Below are 19,629 nucleotides of genomic sequence, written 5' to 3' on the forward strand. Positions count from 1 at the left end.
TATCAAAGATAGAGTATATAAAACTCATATCTTAAATTAACCTAGAAAACGTAATCCAATTCCAACTACTATTCCGGCAATATTTGGCATAATCACAGGTATTCAACTGTATTTCATATTAGTATCACCTTTACCCTCGATCGGTAGAAGATGTAAAATCATTCTCATAACTAAGTCTTTTGTTGGGTTGATTCCTCCTGGAGTAATTCCAGAGAATGCTAATCCCACTCCTAAAACTAAAATGAACAAGAATACAAATGAAGTTCCTTTAGCAAGTATCCCATTATAGTTACCCACCATGAAGGCAAACCCTACAAGGAATATTGCCATTGAAAAGAATTCATTTAACATTGCCGATTTTTTCGATTTAGTAGCAGCTAAACTTGTGTAAACAACTACTACATTTGCACCAAATCCATCACTAGCTGTTTTCTTAATACTTTCTCAATAAAGGATTGTTAACAATAATCCTCCGATTATAAATCCTAAAATTTGAGCCCCTAGGAAAATCGGTATTAATCATAATGCTCCAACAAACTTAGTTCAACCAGCCACTATATACATCATGGTAATTGCCATGTTGATATGTGATTGTCCACCAATCATCAATCCGATCACAACAGCTACAACAACAGCTGCCGCTCACCCAAACGAAATTCTTAATGTATTGTTCTTTTCTCAACTACCTATTGTGCCCTTCAAAAAGATATTTGCCATTATGGCACCACCAATGAATGTTAGTAAAATACTACCCACTAGTTCTGATAAAAAATATATGTATCATTCTGTCATTTGCTTTTCCCCTTTTTATTTATTATTTTATATTAAATTATTAATACTCTTAAAATGAAATTATTTTTTCCTCAAAAAAAACACCCGATTAGGGGTGTTTAAAATTATTTAGTTAACATTTCGAATAATGTTTTAACTAAAACTCCTGTACCACGAGTACCATTATCAGCTGTTCCAGCGATATCTAAGTGTAAGTATGGTTTTCCTTCAGCGAATTCATTTAAGAATGCTGCTGCAGTTGATGAACCACATTCACGTCCTTTAGCTGAGTTAGTTAAATCAGCTAAAGCTGAATCAGCTTGAACTTTTTCTAAGTGTTCTGGGAAGATTGGCATTCTTCACATTTTTTCACCTGTAAATTCTGACACTTTTGAAAATTCATTTCATAATGTATCATTGTGAGTAAATGCCCCAGTTGCTGTACTTCCTAAAGCAATAGTAATTGCTCCAGTTAATGTTGATGCTTCAATAATTCTATCAGCACCTTTTTCACGGATTGCATAAGTAATACCATCAGCTAATACTAAACGCCCTTCAGCATCTGTATTTCCGATTTCAACTGTAATTCCATTCATTGATGTAATTACTGATTCTGGTAATGTAGCAGTTGCTCCAATTCTGTTGTCAGTAAACATACCAACAGCAACGATGTTAGCTTTTGCTCCAGCTTTAGCTAATGCCATAACTGTTGAAACCATGATTGCAGCTCCAGACATATCAAATTTCATACCTTCCATGAATTGTGAAGGTTTTAAGTTATATCCTCCTGAATCGAATGTAATTCCTTTTCCAACTAAAGCTGTTCTAGGTAATGATTCATCTGTTACGTATTCTGCAACAACAACTCTTGGTTCAACACTTGATCCAGCATTTACTGATAAGAATAATCCCATTCCTAATTTCTCAACTTCTTTTTTAGTTAAAACAGAAACTTTTAATCCTTTGATTTCTTTAGCATCTTTAGCTAATTTTTCAGCGATGTAAACACTTGTTCCGATGTTTGGTGGTGTGTCTTGTAAATCACGAGCGTAGTTAACAAATTCAGTTTTAATAACAGCTGCTTCATGAATTGATTTGAAATCTTCTTCAGTAACAATGTTGTAAATTGTTTCGTTTAATTTGTTTGTTTTTTTGAATGAAACTTTATCGTGTGATACGAATGAAATAGTTTCATAAACTGTGTTAAAAATTTGTTCAGGTGTAAAGTTTTTATCTTTTCCTACTAATTTAATGAATGAATCTAAGTCAACGTTAACGTTGTATTTGTTTGTTGAAACAAATTTTGTTAAAGCTTTCACGATTTGAGTTCTTTTATCTGCGTTCCCTTTTTTAAGAACGATGTTGATAATTTTGTCATCAACTAATAAAGTTGTGTCCCCTTCACCAGTTAATACAAATTTAGGTGCTTTTTCTCCAGTAATTGCTACTAAAGTTAAGTCTTGTTTTTTTCCTTTTAAAGTAATCATATAGTTACCCCTTTTCTAATTTATATTGATACTATTATACATCATTAAACACAATAAACAATTATAATGTGTTAAATGCATCTTTTGCTTTTTGTCTTGTTGAGAATACATTGATTGACAACGTAATCATAAATATGAAGATAAAAGCCATAGCCACAGCTATTAAGGCAAATGAGAATGTAAATCTAAAGTTCAACGCTACTCGTAATGTTGTAACTACAAGTGGAGAAACAAAATAAATCATTAATTTAGAAATCAAGATTGATGAAACGACCGCCACTATAGTTGAGAAGTAGTAACCCCATAATAGGTATCCATTAATTTCTCTTCTTCTATATCCAATAGCTTTGAATAATAAGATAACCTCTTTATTTTCTTTAAGAATTAAGAAAATAAGAATTGAACAGATTGATATAGACATGATTGCGAGTATTAGAATAAATTGATTAATAATATTCAAATATGAAAGAATCATTTCTTGGGCATTGGCAGTTACTAAATCAAAAATCATAACATTGTTTGTTATTGAATTTAGTCTAGATTGTAATCCATCGATGTCATAGTAGTTAAGAATAGATTTCCCTAGATCATTAATATCACTGCTATTTTCGATTTCTACGTTCGTTCCTTCGACTGTTAACATCGAATTATTATACATAGGGATTGTTAGATATTTTAAGTTAATTGGCATGTTCTCATATGAGTAAACCGAGTTGTTAAATTCAAAACCATCAGCTCTTTCATTTGTTACATGCTCATACATTTGTTTGTACGCAGAATACTTTACAGCGTTCTCATTTTCAGGGAAAACAGCTGGTGAAAATACTGGTGTATTTTCATACAGATATTTAAAGACCGCTTCCTTATTCGCATATATTTCATTACTGATAGGATTAGACTTTTGAATATCTATAACCTTGGCATTGATGATTGTCGATTCGTTGATCCCTGATAATAGTCTTGGCAGAGTTATTTGAATGATTGAACCTCTTTTAAGACCTCTTGCCTGAGCAAAATATGTAGAAACCTCTATTGGCAGAACATCTTGTTTTGATGTAATACCAGTTTTATTGTCTAAAATATTTTCTTTTTGTAATAGATTTTTATTTTTACTAATTTCAGGAAGTAGGAATTTATAATCATCTTTTAAAATACTAGAACCTGTAATTAAAACTCCAGATCTTCCTCCTGCTAATTTGAATTTAGTAGAAAAGTAACTCTTATTCATTCTGTTTATTAAATTTTTTCCAAAGAGAATATTAAATTCAGCTTTATTAGCATCCTTTGAAAGTTTAGAAAATTCATAATCTAGAGATTCCAATTGACTATTTAACTCAAAGTTAATATCGTCAATTTTTTTAGAATTTTCCTCAATGAAATTTTTTAGAATCTCAACTTCAGGACCATTCTCTGGAATCATATTTAAAACTTTTAAAATGGCATCAGAGTCATACTTAGCAAAATCTCTAATACCGTCACTCGAAACATAGTAGTCTCGAATATCAACTTCACCTTTGATAACTTGACCATCTTTTTGGTATGAAAGTGAATTGGCAAAAGTTGATAGTATTGCTACAGTATCATCCAAACTATTCTTAGCCATTCCATCAAAGTCTTCTTGATCAATAGAATCAAAAGTATATCTTCACTCACCATCACCAAACTGAGCTATCGGTGACAATTCTGTTTCAAATTTAATAGATTTGTAGGGAGCATTCGCCCTTTCATACATTGAGGTATTGTATTTTGCAGAAGTTACAAATTGAACCGAAAACAATATAGAAGAAAACGTAAGTGTTAGCAATATTAAAGTTATTACATTTTTATAAATATTTTTTAAGGTGAACGAAACACCAATCAAAGCCTTACTTGGCAAGAAGTTAATTTTAGTCTTAAATTTCATTGTCATCTTAGATGGACCAGTGCTTTTATTAATATTTGCTAAAGTTAATTTGCCACCCGTGATAATTAGGTGATTTATCAAAAAGAAAGCAGACATCATAACTGCGAATAGCGCGATCAAAATAAGGATGTTTTGTCATGTAATTGCATATAATGGTCAGTTAGGCATCATTTCAAAAGAGACCGCTTTAAACATTATTCCTGAAACTAACATTGAACCAAAAATTGATAACACTGCCGATAGAATTAATGGCACCGCCATTGATAGCGTAGTCATTAATGAAAGTGATCTATTATTTACTCCCATAGACTTTAAGAAGAAAAGATTTTTACTTTGCATTTGAATAAACTGAATTGTAATAAAGTAGAACACCATAAATAGCAGGAATAGAATTAATAAACCAATTCCAAATACCATAATTGTAAACATCATAGTTGCAATCTCTACTGAATTTTGTTGATTATATTTTTTTCAATCAGTTCCAAAAAAGTATGGCTTACCATCTTTTGATGTAAACATATCTCCAATCGCTTTATCTAATTTATCTTGAGCTTCACCATCATATGACTCTTTTTTGTAGAATCATATGTTGCCGATATTTAAGCTTTCTGAAATTGTGACAGTTGTCCCATTCTTATCAACAACCTTTGGAGTCAATATATTTTCATGTGGTAGTAACATGTATCCGTCACCTTTCCCCATGAAAGTTGATCTATCCATAGCAACTCCAGCAATTACAGATTTAACATTATGCCCATCAACTTTATATGTAATATACTCTCCAACTTTGTATCCATTAACCCTCATAAACTTCGGAGATAAGAAAACAAAATTCTTATTTTTAAAATCATCGCGATTCATTGTAGACATATCCATCATTTCGTCGATGTACATTTTATTGTATTCATCTGCTTTCAGTAATGGGTTTACATTATTTCACTCTTCATCAGTTTCATACATTCATCTTTCAGCCATAGCCACTTTTGTCAATAGTGATTTTTGAGTTGAAACATCAATTAAACGATCAAGATAATTATTGAAAAAATAATTAGGGCTAAATTCCTCCTTAAACGTATTCAAGAAGAAAAATTGGAGTACATTCCTTGAATATTGACCTATTTTAGATGCAATAATATCATTTATCACATCATTAGAATTTTTAATTCCACCTTCTTCAACAGTATCTAATAATGTACCACTTCTCTTACCTATAACATCAATATATTGATCAATATCTGCCTCGATGTCATCTATTGTAGAAACATATTCTTCAGATATTAAATCATAGACATAGTTATAAAATCTTCCATCATCATTAAAGTTAACTTCTTCGTCTTCATTATTTTTTGAACCAAAAACAAATGATGAAGTTGAGGCATTCATTTTAACACCATTCATGATATTACTGTTTTCAGATGTGAAAATAGTAAAGAACGAAAAAAGACCCATCACAAGTGACATTGCAATAAATAAGAACGCAGTGAAAGTGGCGTATAACACCTTTTTACTTAGAAAATCTTTATATGATTGTTTTAATATTAACCTAAATTTCATAACTCTCCTACATTACCATTATTTTAAAGGTTTGAACGCAAAAAAAATAGTATTCAGAGAATACTATTTTATTTTATTGTTAATTAAAGAAATTAATTAAGCTTGAACTGAAATAACTGTTCCGGCTCCAATAGTTCTTCCACCTTCACGGATTGAGAATTTTGTTCCTTCTTCAATAGCAACAGGTTTGATTAATTCGATATCGATTTCTACGTTATCTCCAGGCATAACCATGTCTGTTCCTTCTGGTAAAGTAACTTCACCAGTAACGTCTGTTGTACGGAAGTAGAATTGAGGACGGTATTTGTTAAAGAATGGTTTGTGACGTCCACCTTCTTCTTGAGTTAAGGCATAAACTGATGCTCTTAATTTTGTATGAGGTTTAATAGTTCCAGGTTTAGCTAAAACTTGTCCACGTTCGATTGATTCACGATCAACTCCACGTAATAATGCTCCTACGTTATCTCCAGCTTCAGCGAAGTCTAATAATTTTCTGAACATTTCTAATCCAGTAACAACTGTTTTAGTTGCTTCTTCATGTAATCCAACGATTTCAACTTCGTCGTTTACGTTAACTGTTCCACGTTCAACACGTCCAGTAGCAACTGTTCCACGTCCTGTAATTGTGAATACGTCTTCAACTGGCATTAAGAAAGTTTTATCTGATTGTCTTTCTGGTGTTGGGATGTATGAATCTACAGCGTCCATTAATTCTTCGATTGCTGAAACTCATTTAGCTTCACCATCTAAAGCACCTTTAGCTGATCCACGGATAACTGGTGCTCCATCTCCATCAAAGTCGTAAGCAGATAATAAATCTCTAACTTCCATTTCAACTAAGTCGATCATTTCTTCATCATCAACTAAGTCACATTTGTTTAAGAAAACTACCATTTTTGGTACTCCTACTTGTCTTGAAAGTAAGATGTGTTCTCTTGTTTGAGGCATAGGCCCATCAGTTGCAGCTACTACTAAGATAGCTCCATCCATTTGAGCAGCACCAGTAATCATGTTTTTAACATAATCGGCGTGTCCTGGACAGTCTACGTGTGCGTAGTGTCTGTTTGCTGTTTTATATTCAACGTGTGAAGTATTAATTGTAATTCCACGTTCTCTTTCTTCTGGGGCGTTATCAATGTTTGCGTAATCTTTGAATTCTGCTCCACCTTTTGTAGCTAATACTGAAGTAATAGCTGCTGTTAAAGTAGTTTTACCGTGGTCAACGTGTCCAATTGTACCAATGTTAACGTGAGGTAAACTACGGTCGAATGCTTCTTTTGCCATATTTTTGGTCTCCTTTTATTTTATATAGCGGTATTAGATTTAATATTCTATTACCTTTACCGCCCCCGTAGGGGCGCTAGTCTTTGACTAGTATTGTTTAATATATTTTAATATATTTTTATCAAAAATGTTAAATAACTAATTAAAATTATTTACCAGCTTTTTTGATGATTTCTTCTGCAACTGATCTAGGTGCTTCAGCATAGTGACTGAAAATCATTGTATAGTTTCCACGTCCTTGTGTGAATGATCTTAATTCTGTTGCGTATCCGAACATTTCTGTTAATGGCACTTTAGATTTAACTGTTTGTGCATTTCCTCTTTGTTCTGATCCTTCGATTAATCCACGTTTTGATGAAATGTTACCCATTACATCTCCGTAGTATTCATCTGGAATTGTTACATCAACATTCATGATTGGTTCTAAAACAACCGGGTTCATGTTTTTAACGGCTGATTTTAAAGCCATTGATGCAGCAATTTTGTATGCCATTTCATTTGAATCGACATCGTGCATTGATCCATCAACGATTGTTGCTTTAACATCGATCATTGGGAATCCAGCTACGATACCATTTTGTAATGCGTTTTCAAGACCTTGTCTAGCGGCATTGATGTATTCTTTTGAAACACGTCCACCAGTAATTTTGTCAACTCATTCAAATCCTTTATCAGGGTTTGGTTCAAATTCAATAACAACGTGACCATATGATCCACGTCCTCCTGATTGTTTAACGTATTTACCTTCTGCTTTAGCAGGAGCTTTAACTGTTTCACGGTAAGAAACTTGAGGAGCTCCAACGTTTGTTTCAACGTTAAATTCTCTTCTCATACGGTCAACAATAATGTCTAAGTGTAATTCACCCATTCCGGCAATAATTGTTTGTCCTGTTTCTTCATCAGTATAAGTTCTGAATGTTGGATCTTCTTCTGATAATTTGTTTAATGCGATACCCATTTTTTCTTGATCAGCTTTAGTTTTTGGTTCTAAAGCTAATTGAATAACTGGTTCAGGGAATTGCATTGATTCTAAGATAATTGGGTGTTTTTCATCTGTAAGTGTATCTCCAGTTGTAGTTTGTTTTAAACCAACTGCAGCTGCGATATCTCCAGCATAAACTTCTTCAATTTCATTACGGTTGTTGGCGTGCATTTGTAAAATACGTCCAACTCTTTCTTTTTGTCCTTTTGTTGAGTTTAATACGTATGAACCTTTTGTTAAGATTCCTGAATAAACACGGAAGAAAGTTAATTTCCCTACGAATGGGTCTGTCATAACTTTGAAAGCTAAAGCAGAGAATGGTTGATTATCATCAGCGATTCTTTCTTCTTCAGTTCCATCTTCTAAGATCCCTTTAATAGCAGGAACATCAACTGGTGATGGTAAGTAATCAATAACAGCGTCTAATAATAATTTAACACCTTTGTTTTTGAATGCTGATCCAGCTAATACTGGGAAGAATTCTGCAGAAATAACCCCTTTACGGATTGCTTCTTTTAATTCAGGGATAGTAATTTCTCCACCATCTAAGAATTTCATTAATAATTCTTCATCGTATTCAACTGCTGTTTCTACTAATTGAGCTCTTAATTCTGTAGCTTGATCTAATAAATCAGCTGGGATTTCGATTTCTGTAGCTTCTTCGTCAGCTTTACCATCGAAGTGGTAAGCTTTCATTTCAACTAAGTCGATAATTCCAGAGAAGTTTTCTTCTGCTCCGATTGGTAATTGGATAGGTGAAGCTTTTGCTCCTAATCTTTCTCCAATTGAGTTTACAGAGTAGATGAAGTCAGCTCCTGTTTTGTCCATTTTGTTAACGAAAACAATACGAGGAACTTCATAAGTAGTTGCTTGTCTTCAAACTGTTTCAGTTTGAGGTTCAACTCCTGATTGACCGTCAAGAACGGCAACAGCACCATCTAATACTCTTAATGAACGTTCAACTTCAACTGTGAAGTCTACGTGTCCAGGAGTATCAATAATGTTGAAACGGTTACCTTTTCAGAATGCTGTAGTAGCAGCTGAAGTAATAGTAATACCACGTTCTTGTTCTTGAGCCATTCAGTCCATTTGTGATTCACCTTCATGAGTTTCCCCAATTTTGTGAATTTTACCTGTATGGAATAAGATACGTTCTGTTGTAGTAGTTTTACCCGCATCGATGTGGGCCATAATACCAAAGTTTCTAGTATCTTTTAAACTAAATTCTCTTGCCATAATATTTCTCCTATTTTAATATTAATGCTTTGTTGAAGTAATTATCAACGGTAGTGTGCAAATGCTTTGTTAGCTTCTGCCATTTTGTGTGTATCTTCACGTTTTTTAACTGATCCACCCATGTTGTTTGATGCATCAATGATTTCGTTAGCTAATTTAACAGTCATAACTTTTTCATTTCTTAATCTTGCATAGTTAACTAATCAACGTAATGCTAAAGTAACTTTTCTTTCTTCAGAAACTTCAACAGGAACTTGGTAGTTTGCTCCCCCAATACGACGAACTTTTAACTCTAAATGAGGTTCAATGTTTGTGATTGCTTTATTAAAGATATCAATTGGGTTTTCTCCAGTTTTTTCTTTAATTAAATCGAAAGCTGCATAGATAATTTCTTGAGCAGTTCCTCTTCTACCATCTAACATAATTTTGTTGATAGCACGTGTAACTAATTTTGAGTTATACACTGGATCTGGAAGAACGTCTCTCTTTTCGGCTCTATTTTTACGCATAGTGTTTATCTCCTTTCACTCTTAATTTGTTTTATATATTCTATTGTGGTGATTCCACGACATAGTATTTATTTTTGTTTTGTTAAAAAGTCTAGTGATAAGACTATTTAGCTTTAGGTCTTTTAGCTCCGTATAATGAACGTGATTGCATACGTTTATCGACTGCTTGAGTATCTAATGTACCACGAATAATGTGGTAACGTACCCCAGGTAAGTCTTTAACACGTCCCCCTCTGATTAAAACAACACTGTGTTCTTGTAAGTTGTGTCCTTCTCCAGGGATGTATGCATTTACTTCCATTCCGTTTGTTAATCTAACACGAGCGTATTTACGTAACGCAGAGTTGGGTTTTTTAGGTGTCATTGTAGCAACACGAGTACATACCCCTCTTTTTTGTGGAGATGAAACTTTAGTTACTTTCTTTTTAAGAGAGTTAACTCCTCTGTTTAAAGCAGGTGCTTTAGTTTTGAAAGTTTTATCTTTACGGTTTTTCTTAACTAATTGGTTAATTGTAGGCATAATTGAATTCCTCCTTTCACATTGCCGTGTGTATCGAACTCACACATAGATATATTATATATCATATTTTTAAAGAAAAAAGTACTTTAAATGAAAAAATAGACGATTTTGAAATCGCCTATTTTTTTAAATTTATTAAATCCTTATTAAAAATATTCATACTGTCAATTTCAGCTTGTTCTACTACATTTAAAGTACTATAGGCTTCCATATTTATCTTGAATAATAATTTTAATTGCTTTAGGTATTCTTCAATTTCAATCGCAAAGATTTTAGAAAGATCATCTACTTGTTTATGTGTATTCAACTTAGTTAACTCACTTTCAGCCGCTTTAACAAATTCTTTAATGAAATTCATACTTTGATCAATCTTAGTAAAATCATAATTGTCATCAAATGCCAATTTAATTTTTTCTATAGATAATGGCATTGGAATCTTTAAGAAGTTAAGTCAATTTTCACCATAAACTTTTACGACAAAATTTTGAATAAAACGTTTATTGAGAATTCCGATAGTATTCAAGTTCAGTTCTTCAATTTTAAAACATTCACTAAACAGGTCAATCAGGAATTTAATGTGGTTGTGCATTTTAATAACTTCTTTGTAGATGTTTAAAACTAAATAGTCATTATCTCTTCCCTCGGCTATTATTTTTTCTAGAACTTTTTGAAATTCTAAACTTTGAGAAATATTAGTAATAAGTTTATTACTATCAACAAATTTTTTAAAGTCTTCCAAATAGCTAAAGTTGTTCATTGTTGATAGTTGATGATTAGTTTTATTAATCTCTTCAAAAATTAGTTTTTTATAATTGAACATAATGCCTCCTATAATAATGGCGAAATAATATTGAAAGTCTTAACCATAATTCTTTTACCAAAAGATAATTCTTGATTTGGCAAGAAAGTGTACTCAAATGATTTTGAGAAATCTCACTCAAATCTTTTTTCTAATTCTTTATTAAAGTCATCAGACTTAATTAAAGCCATTGTTTGTTGGTCTGAAAATAGCGCCCTAAAGTCTAAGTTGGTTGAACCCACAAAAGAAATCTTTTGATCGAATAAGTAACTCTTTGTGTGATTGAAAACATTGTTTATTGAATAAATTCTAACGCCCGCTTCAAAAAGGGGTCTAGTTCAACGCTTAGAAACATCCAATAGCATAGTTTTATCAGTCATTCCCGGTAATACCAACCTTACATCAATCCCACTTCGCGCAGCTGATGCCAGTGCATCAATAACCTCAGTTGGAGGAATGAAGTATGGAGTACTAATTCAAATTCTATCTTGAGCGTTAGCTATCAAGTTTAATAACACATCAAGATGCATTGCAGATTTGTGATTTGGTCCTGAACTTACAATTTGAACTAAATCATCAGAATCTGTTCTAATCGGATGTAGTTTACCAACACTTGGTTCTAAATCAGTAATTCTTTCTCTTTGTTTTTTACAAAAACTTCAATCACTGGCAAATATTTTTTCGATACCTTGAACAGCACTACCCTCTATACGGATATGCGCATCATGTCAAAAACCAAAATGTTTGTCTAAGTTAATGTATTCGTCACCCAGATTAATTCCACCAACAAAACCCACTTTACCATCAATAGAAATGTCTTTTCTGTGATCACGGTAGTTTACGGTTCAATTAATAAATGGCAATATTTGTCGAGAAAACGGCACAAGTTTTATTCCGGCTTTCTTCAACTCTTTTTTGGTACTTTTTTTGAAGATTGTGTAACAACCAACAAAGTCATAAATGATATAAACAGAAACGCCCTCACTAGCTTTTTGTTTCAAGACGTTAACCAGGTTAGAAAGTAACTCTCCATCTTTAATAATATAAAAATTGATTAAGATGTACTCTTTTGCTTTTTTCATTTCATCAATTGCACTTCTTCAAAAATCTGTCCCATTATCTAGTAAAGTGACATTCGTTTTATCATATATTAAATCCTCTTGTTGGTTATAACCCATGATATAAGATCTTCTATATTGCGGGATATCATTTTTCAAAACATCTTTAACGTGTCTTTTCATATCGATTTTAGCTTCATTACCAAAATCTGAAAAGTTCTTATATTTGTATTTCTTATCCGTTTTATATTTATAAACACGGCCAAAAAAGAAGTAACATGTAATCCCAACAATTGGAACCAAAATTATAAATGCTGCTCATCTAATGCGAGTTTCCATTCTGCGGTTTTTACTAATTATCACTATGGCTGCAAATAAAATAGAAACCAAGTGGAACACTATGAACCCAATGGCGAAATATTCAGAAATAAAAATTGATGACATTAAAAGAGTTAGGAAAACAATTCCAAACAAGAAACAAAGCGAAGCAAAAATCTTAAAGTTTTTCTTCATAATCTTTGACCTCCTTGATTAATTTGTTGTAATTAACCCTGTTCATTCATCTATTATTCTTGATAATAAATAAATTAAAATATTCAGGTGTTATATCAGAAATTGCGATTGTCATATATTTATTTGTGATCAATTTAATCAAGAAAATATCAACGTTATCTCTTATCATATTTTTATTAGCAAAATAATACATATTCAAATACATAGCCAAGTAGTAACCATATTCATAATAGTTCATTTGGTCGCTTTTGAAACCAGAAGCAAAAACGTTCCCAATCAATGTATATATTTTGTGGTATGAAAAATAGTTATCCATTTCTTCATCTGTAAATTTATAACCAGATTCGTTAACAATCTTCTCTTCTAGGTTTTCTACAGAAGTTCCATATAAATCATTTTCAATAGCTATATTTTCAATTACTTTTGAAAGTTTCTTTAAGATGCGATCAACATTATTTTTTGAAGAACAGAAAAATAAGTATCGGGCACAGATTCGTAAGAAGTTTATTGAATCTTCATAATCTTTTTCAGATCTTTCATCAAGACGTAAAAGATAAACGAAATTCTTAAGTAAGATATTTCGTTTTTCCATAATTGAAAAGTGTTTGTATTCTCTCCCATTCAAGTGATTGTATCTCAAAAAGTTATTAAACTTATGGTTACGTTTTCTTACAAATGAGATTTTACTATGAATATTTTTACGTGTTCTCATATGTCCCCTTTTGTTTTATTATACATATTAAAAATAAAAAAAATAAGCCAAAGCTTATTTCTCTCTTGATAGTAATGGGAACAAAATTCTTGCTCCAGCAATTCTTGTTGTTATTTCATTTATAAATAATCTTGAGTCGATAACTCCTTCGGGAGTTTCTACTAAATTTAACTCTCTAATATGTAAGTTTTCACATTTAGGAATAAAACCAAATTCTACTCTTTCAATACCAACTGGTACTAAGATTGATAATAAATCCATAACATCAATCGGACTTTTTGAAAATACTGCTACTAATGTAAATACATTGTTATTAATTGTAAATACAACAGTTGCATCCATAGATGGAACAAAGTAAACATTTCTTCTGTAGTGTTTTAAAATGTTATACATTTTTACACCTGAATCACCATTTGTTGAAATTGCAGGTGAAATTCTTGTTGAGTGTTTAATTTCTTCTTGTAAAAATTCTAAATCCTTTACACTGTCAGTGTCAATTTTTTTAATTACAGTTCCTTCTTGTTCGGTTTGTGGATTTCATGGAATGAAATACACATATTCTTGAACTTTAGTAAAATTGTTTTCTAATAATAATTGTTGCTCTTCGTCTTCAGCAAATGAGTAAATGATATCAGATACGTTTGAGTATTTGTTAACAATAGCTTTAAGCAATTGTTGTTCAACACCTTGATCTTCATATCCTTCTTTTACGATAATTCTACTCAATTGGATAGCATTACATTTTCTTTGGTTAATATATAAATTCGTTTTAATAACACCTAATGTAGTAATAATATCGTTTTTCTCATTAATCAATGAAAGTGGCACATAATTTTCTTCTCAATGACCTTTTGTCATTCAGTCTTCAAAACATGATTTATTATTTCTTTTAATTAAGTTTAATAGTTCATTGTTATAATGTTTGTTCTGTCGATAGTCAAATATTAGTTCATAAGAATTCATTTTTCGTATCCTCCTTTTAAACATTCGTAATACTTTGTAATTGTAGTCTTTTAATTCAAAAAGTCAAACAATAAAAAAAATTAACCCCTTACGAGTTAATTCTCAAGCTTATAAATTTCACCTTTTGATAGGGTTGGAGCTTCAATAATCACTTGCTCAGATCTTGGGTTTAAAATAAACATTTTTGATATTTTAAACTTGTTATTTGATTCAATCATTTTCTTTTGAAGGTACATTTCAGCACCATACTTCTGAGTGAAACTAGTACGACTAGTTTTAAAACTACATAAAAATCAATTTCTTGAATCTGTAGCTAGGAAATCAATTGTTCCAATATATGGGTTGTGAATATCATTATTTATAAATGTTAAGTTTGAAAACAAACTTGTTATCTCGTGTTTATAAATAAATTTATTCAAATCATGAACAACCGATTTTGCTAAACCGATGATGAACTTATCTTTCTCATCTAGCGGGTCAAAAATTAAATCAGGACCTTTTTTAGTATTAACCGCATTGTAAATCAACCTTTTAATTTTTCGGTTTCTAGAAATCAATTGGTATACCAGTTCTTGACTTTGCTTTTCTATAAACGGATATGCCTCATTTACGATTTCTGGAATACTTGGCATCGAAATAAAATTACCATCAAGATTCATTTTCAACAGTTCTGAAAGATGATAATCAACGTTGTTGATTCCATTAAACAATTCATATTTATACTTAACATCATCATATCTAATTGAATTAGTTATGTCATTTAAATTATGTTTAGCCATTATCTTATTCATTCCTTAGTTATAGAATTATATATTCTAGAAGGTTGCCCATTAAGAATTTCGTCAAAGAACAATGTAACTTCCTCACTAAAGTTTGCAAGTTCATCTTGAGTTCTCAAAGGCTTGTTTCCACTAAAATTAACACTAGTCGAATATATAGGACCAGTCTCAGAAATTATCTTAACAAGATCCTCTCTCAATACTTTTCGAACCCCAAATGTATTAACGCCATTACCAAAAACAACGGTTGTTGGCTGGACACTATTTAAAATTTCACTAATCGATTCGTCGATATGTGCAAACATTTCAGCTTGTTTAATATCACTTATTAAAATGATAAGCGGTTTTTCAAGATCAGCATTTTTCAAACCATTAATTCTAATTTCGTTGCTGTGATCGTATCTAGCTGATAAGCCATAGATAGTATCAGTTGGTAGAATTAATATTTCATTATTATTTATTCTTTGGATTGCTTCGTCTATTTGTTCTTGTTTTAACATTTTTTTCACTTCCATTTTTCTTGAATAAGTTTTTTGGGTTTTTAAACTCTTGTGAGTCTATATATTTTTTAAATGCATTCGATTTAACAACGCTGTTTCCCAATATTAGGAAAGCAGCTATGATAATTGCAAAGTAAATTACTGATTCTGCAACTATTCTTGTTTTATCCAATCACTCAAATGTATTATTTACATTTTCAATTCCATTTAATGGGTACATATTATCAACAATTTTTTTAAAGTTATCTTCACCAATTATGGTATGAATCTCTTTTAAAAATAATTGATTGTTTGCCATTTCGCTACCAGGTTGCTGTGTATTTCATATTCTAGTGATATTATCAATTTCAATTTTTGAATAAGTCACTAATGAAATCAATACCACTAACTCGATAAATAAGATTAAGTATTGAGATACGAAGATCTTAGTAGAAATGTTTTCTCCACGAATTGTAACCGAAATAAAGAAGAAAGTTGAAGCGAAAGCTATCCCAACAACAATAACCGGTAATGAAGTAACTGTGAATGGATCAGCGGTAATTTCATCAAGAACTTTGATGAAATCTGCGTTTTCAGAATATCCCACAGAATCCTTGATCAAGTTAGGAATTTTGTTGGTTCACTCAATTAAAGAACCCATTGATGTTGTACTTGATGATGTTAATACTACATAAATAAATTGTGGAGTAATAATCGCTAATGTGACCACAATAGTCCACATTGATAAAGTCTTATTATCAATTCTAAATATTCTACTTAAAAATCTTTTAAACTTTGAACCTGAAATATTTTTATCATTAGAATAAAGTTTAATATATCTATCAATACCCGCAGTTTGTTTTTTACCAAAAGCAACATTTTGCAATGAAATCGATATAGCAAATAAAATAATAATTTGGATGAACATTACCCATCAAACAATATCACTATTCTCTCAGATAAATACATCTACATTATTGTTATATGTATCAGTGAAGAATTTTGATACAGCAACTAAAGCTGGTACTGTAAATTCCTCAGAAGTTAACGCTTCATAGATATAAAAGTCTTCAAATTTTGAATAGTAATATTGTGAAAGCGCAGCCAATAAAAGCGAAACCAATCCGACTATTATCAACCCTGTGATGTATAACATTTTGTATTCTTTTTTCAAATCTTTAATAGTGATGAATGGTTTGAAAAGTATAAACAATAATGCTACAACACCCAATAATGCAACTGAGGCTCACAAGTTCCCCATAATGGCCATTTTGCTCGGCAAGTCCAAATATTGACTAATTACATCGTGATTTTCAAAATAATGATGTAAATTTGAATTTTTAAGTGTAATGAAGATATATATGTATAAAGGGATTAAAACCATTAAGAAGATAAATAATCCTCATAAAGCCATTTTGTAAGTATGTAGGTTCAGCTTTTGAACATCATGATCTTTATCTTTAATCGCAAAATTCAATTTCTTCTTAACTTTAAATTTTATCGCTTCCATATATCCTCCTATTCGTTAGTAATTATTACACATCTTCAATTATTTGAATTATCTTTAATGTATTTTGTATTATATTTATAAGATTTTGAATTTATAATTTCTTCAATCTCATCTTTTTGCTCAAAACCAAATTCTGCAATGACAGCGAATGGTTTTGATGTATCAACAATTCTTTCTAATTTATCAAATAAAATTTTGTAAAATTTCAAACCTCTATCTTCTGCATATAATGCTAGATGTGGCTCAAATTCATTAACTGATTGACCAACATTAGTGTCATCTTCTTCAATGTAGGGTGGGTTTGTAATAACCAGATTCACCTTATTATCAAAATCTAATAATGGATTTAAAAAATCACCTTGAATAAGTTCGATATTTTTAATTTCATTATTTTTAATATTAATTTGAGCAACTTCCAAAGCCTCTTCACTAATATCAATTGCTTTGATTTTGGTGTTCGGAAAATGTTTAGCAACCGCAATAGCAATTGCTCCCGATCCCGTACAAATATCTGTCACTTCAGCATTTGGATATTTTTTCAAGAAATCATTTGCAAGATCTACAGCTATTTCAGTATCACTTCTAGGAATGAGAACTCTATGATCAACATATAAATCAATTCCATAAAAAGTTTTAGAAGTTAAGATATAAGCTAAGGGCACTCCTTCTTCTAATTCTCTGACGATATCTTCAATATCTGTTTCTTGGTCAGGATTAATCAACATATCCATATTCATCACTACATCATCATAATCAAGATTAAGAACAGTGCTTAATATTTGATAAACATCAGCTTTTTGAAGGCTGATGTTTAATTTATTAAGTTTGTTAAAAGTTTCTAAAACAGAATTAGCCATTTGCTTCTTCTAATTGTTGAGCCACTTTTTGACGTTGTTCTTCATTGATTAACGCTGTAATGAATTCATCAATTTTACCTTCCATAACATAATCAAGTTTGTTTAATGTTAAACCAACACGGTGATCAGTTACTCGGTTCTGTGGATAGTTGTATGTTCTGATTTTTTCAGATCTTGATCCAGTACCTACAGCACTTTTTCTATTTGCATCAGCTTCAGCTTGTTGTTTTTCAACTTCGGCTTCATAAACTTTCGCACGTAACATTGTCATGGCAATATCTTTGTTGTCAAATTGTGAACGACCATCTTGTGATGCTGCTACTACTCCTGTAGGAATGTGGGTAATACGAACAGCTGAATCAGTTGTGTTAACGTGTTGTCCCCCAGCTCCAGAAGCTCTATAAGTGTCAATTCTTAAATCAGATGTTTTAATTTCGATTTCAACCTCTGTCATTTCAGGTAAAACCGCAACTGTTGCAGTTGAAGTTTGAATTCTACCTTTTGTGTCTGTTTTAGGAATACGTTGAACACGGTGTGCTCCTGATTCGAATTTTAATTTAGCATATACACTATCACCTTTTACCATGAATGAAATTTGTGAATATCCTCCGGCTTCAGATGGTGAAGATTCCATAATTGAAATTTTTCATCCTTGTTCTTCAGCATACAGTTTGTACATTCTAAAAAGGTCTCCAGCAAAAATATTTGCTTCGTCTCCTCCAGCTGCTCCACGAATTTCAACAATAACGTTTTTGTCATCATTAGGATCTTTCGGTAATAACATTTCATCAATTAATTTAATTAATGGTTCTACTAAGTCTTCGTTTTCACTTAATTCCATTTTAGCCATTTCGATCATTTCAGGGTCTTTTTCAACTCCTAAAATTTCCTTGGCATCTTTAATAGCTTGAGTAATAATTTTGTATTCAGCATATTTCTCAACTACTTGTTCCATCCCTGAACGTTCTTTATTAAGTTCGGTGAAACGTTTAATATCTTTCAAGATTTCTTCGCTTTGTAAATCTTGATCAATTTGTTCAATTCTTTTTTGCATCGTTTCCAATGCTTCTAAAGTTTTTGGGTTCATATTATTTCCTCCTATTCTGGTTTAATATAACAATTTCTACATCTAGCTTCGTAGCTATCTTTTCCATCCACTAAAACAATTGGTGAATCAGCTTTTGCTGGTTTACCATCAATAATTCTTTGAGTACGGTTTGCAAAGTTTCCACAATTGTGGCAAATTGCAGTTACTTTATCAACGTATTCAGCTAATGGCAATAATTTATCAACATTTTTGAAAGGTTCGCTTCTAAAGTCTTTATCCAATCCTGTTACGATAACAATTACTCCCATATTAGCTAATTCATCAATAAAAGAAACAATTTCTTCATCTAAGAATTGAACTTCATCAATTCCCACTACATCGATTTTTCTTTTTTGATTTTCAATTTCAAATACCGCTCTTAGATCAGCAGTTGTGGCAATTGGAAATGATGGAAGCATTGTTCCTGAGTGTGATGCGATTGAATTTACAGAGTATCTTTGATCGATGATTGGTTTAAAAGCAATAACGTTTCTCTTTGCATAATCATGTCTTCTTAATCTTCTGATGAATTCTTCAGTTTTACCCGCGAACATACATCCTGTAATTAGTTCTATTCATCCTAATTTTTTTCCATTATTAGAATTTAGTTCGTTACTGTGAATCAT

The 19,629-nt window shown here is 31.4% G+C and carries 17 protein-coding genes; all 17 read right to left on the minus strand.

What is annotated here, in order from left to right; all coding sequences use genetic code 4:
• Positions 1–36: 36 nt before the first annotated feature.
• On the minus strand, positions 37–792 hold the full coding sequence (locus tag G319_RS08875) for an MIP/aquaporin family protein (protein ID WP_026389259.1): 756 nt from the start codon (positions 790–792) through the stop codon (positions 37–39).
• Between the two features lie 104 nt (positions 793–896).
• Positions 897–2,258 carry a M17 family metallopeptidase gene (locus tag G319_RS0100880; protein WP_026389260.1) on the minus strand — a complete coding sequence of 454 codons (1,362 nt, stop codon included), beginning with the start codon at positions 2,256–2,258 and terminating at the stop codon, positions 897–899.
• A gap of 61 nt (positions 2,259–2,319) precedes the next feature.
• Positions 2,320–5,715 (minus strand): FtsX-like permease family protein, encoded by a 3,396-nt coding sequence (locus G319_RS08880; RefSeq protein ID WP_026389261.1) that lies wholly within the window; start codon positions 5,713–5,715, stop codon positions 2,320–2,322.
• 96 nt (positions 5,716–5,811) lie between these two features.
• Positions 5,812–6,999 carry an elongation factor Tu gene (gene tuf, locus G319_RS0100890; RefSeq protein ID WP_026389262.1) on the minus strand — a complete coding sequence of 396 codons (1,188 nt, stop codon included), beginning with the start codon at positions 6,997–6,999 and terminating at the stop codon, positions 5,812–5,814.
• Positions 7,000–7,147: 148 nt separating this feature from the next.
• Positions 7,148–9,217 carry an elongation factor G gene (gene fusA / locus G319_RS0100895; protein ID WP_026389263.1) on the minus strand — a complete coding sequence of 690 codons (2,070 nt, stop codon included), beginning with the start codon at positions 9,215–9,217 and terminating at the stop codon, positions 7,148–7,150.
• 41 nt (positions 9,218–9,258) lie between these two features.
• Positions 9,259–9,726 carry a 30S ribosomal protein S7 gene (gene rpsG, locus G319_RS0100900; protein ID WP_026389264.1) on the minus strand — a complete coding sequence of 156 codons (468 nt, stop codon included), beginning with the start codon at positions 9,724–9,726 and terminating at the stop codon, positions 9,259–9,261.
• Between the two features lie 103 nt (positions 9,727–9,829).
• Positions 9,830–10,246 carry a 30S ribosomal protein S12 gene (gene rpsL, locus G319_RS0100905; RefSeq protein WP_026389265.1) on the minus strand — a complete coding sequence of 139 codons (417 nt, stop codon included), beginning with the start codon at positions 10,244–10,246 and terminating at the stop codon, positions 9,830–9,832.
• A gap of 118 nt (positions 10,247–10,364) precedes the next feature.
• The gene (locus G319_RS08885; RefSeq protein ID WP_051350834.1) at positions 10,365–11,066 is read right to left on the minus strand and encodes a hypothetical protein; all 702 of its coding nucleotides are present in this window, start codon (positions 11,064–11,066) and stop codon (positions 10,365–10,367) included.
• A gap of 8 nt (positions 11,067–11,074) precedes the next feature.
• Entirely contained in the window at positions 11,075–12,616 is a 1,542-nt protein-coding gene (gene cls, locus G319_RS0100915; RefSeq protein WP_026389266.1) for a cardiolipin synthase, read from the minus strand.
• Positions 12,600–13,328 (minus strand): hypothetical protein, encoded by a 729-nt coding sequence (locus tag G319_RS0100920; RefSeq protein WP_026389267.1) that lies wholly within the window; start codon positions 13,326–13,328, stop codon positions 12,600–12,602. The genes cls and G319_RS0100920 overlap by 17 nt, the downstream gene beginning before the upstream one ends.
• Before the next feature lie 54 nt (positions 13,329–13,382).
• Entirely contained in the window at positions 13,383–14,291 is a 909-nt protein-coding gene (locus G319_RS08890) for a hypothetical protein (protein WP_026389268.1), read from the minus strand.
• A 95-nt stretch (positions 14,292–14,386) separates the two neighbouring features.
• Positions 14,387–15,070 (minus strand): hypothetical protein, encoded by a 684-nt coding sequence (locus G319_RS0100930; protein ID WP_026389269.1) that lies wholly within the window; start codon positions 15,068–15,070, stop codon positions 14,387–14,389.
• On the minus strand, positions 15,070–15,585 hold the full coding sequence (locus G319_RS0100935) for an L-threonylcarbamoyladenylate synthase (protein ID WP_280123359.1): 516 nt from the start codon (positions 15,583–15,585) through the stop codon (positions 15,070–15,072). The genes G319_RS0100930 and G319_RS0100935 overlap by 1 nt, the downstream gene beginning before the upstream one ends.
• A complete protein-coding gene (locus G319_RS08895) occupies positions 15,524–17,059 on the minus strand; it encodes a hypothetical protein (RefSeq protein ID WP_026389271.1) in 1,536 nt (511 codons plus the stop codon). The genes G319_RS0100935 and G319_RS08895 overlap by 62 nt, the downstream gene beginning before the upstream one ends.
• A gap of 8 nt (positions 17,060–17,067) precedes the next feature.
• Positions 17,068–17,916 carry a peptide chain release factor N(5)-glutamine methyltransferase gene (gene prmC / locus G319_RS0100945; RefSeq protein ID WP_026389272.1) on the minus strand — a complete coding sequence of 283 codons (849 nt, stop codon included), beginning with the start codon at positions 17,914–17,916 and terminating at the stop codon, positions 17,068–17,070.
• Positions 17,909–19,003, minus strand: a complete 1,095-nt coding sequence (prfA, locus tag G319_RS0100950) for a peptide chain release factor 1 (RefSeq protein WP_026389273.1) — start codon at positions 19,001–19,003, stop codon at positions 17,909–17,911. The genes prmC and prfA overlap by 8 nt, the downstream gene beginning before the upstream one ends.
• Positions 19,004–19,014: 11 nt before the next feature.
• Complete coding sequence (locus G319_RS0100955) at positions 19,015–19,629, minus strand: thymidine kinase (protein ID WP_035358724.1); 615 nt, start codon at positions 19,627–19,629, stop codon at positions 19,015–19,017.

Origin of the sequence: Tullyiplasma multilocale ATCC 49900, from assembly GCF_000483165.1 — a bacterium.
Classification (GTDB): Bacteria; Bacillota_I; Bacilli_A; order Mycoplasmatales; family Mycoplasmataceae; genus Tullyiplasma; species Tullyiplasma multilocale.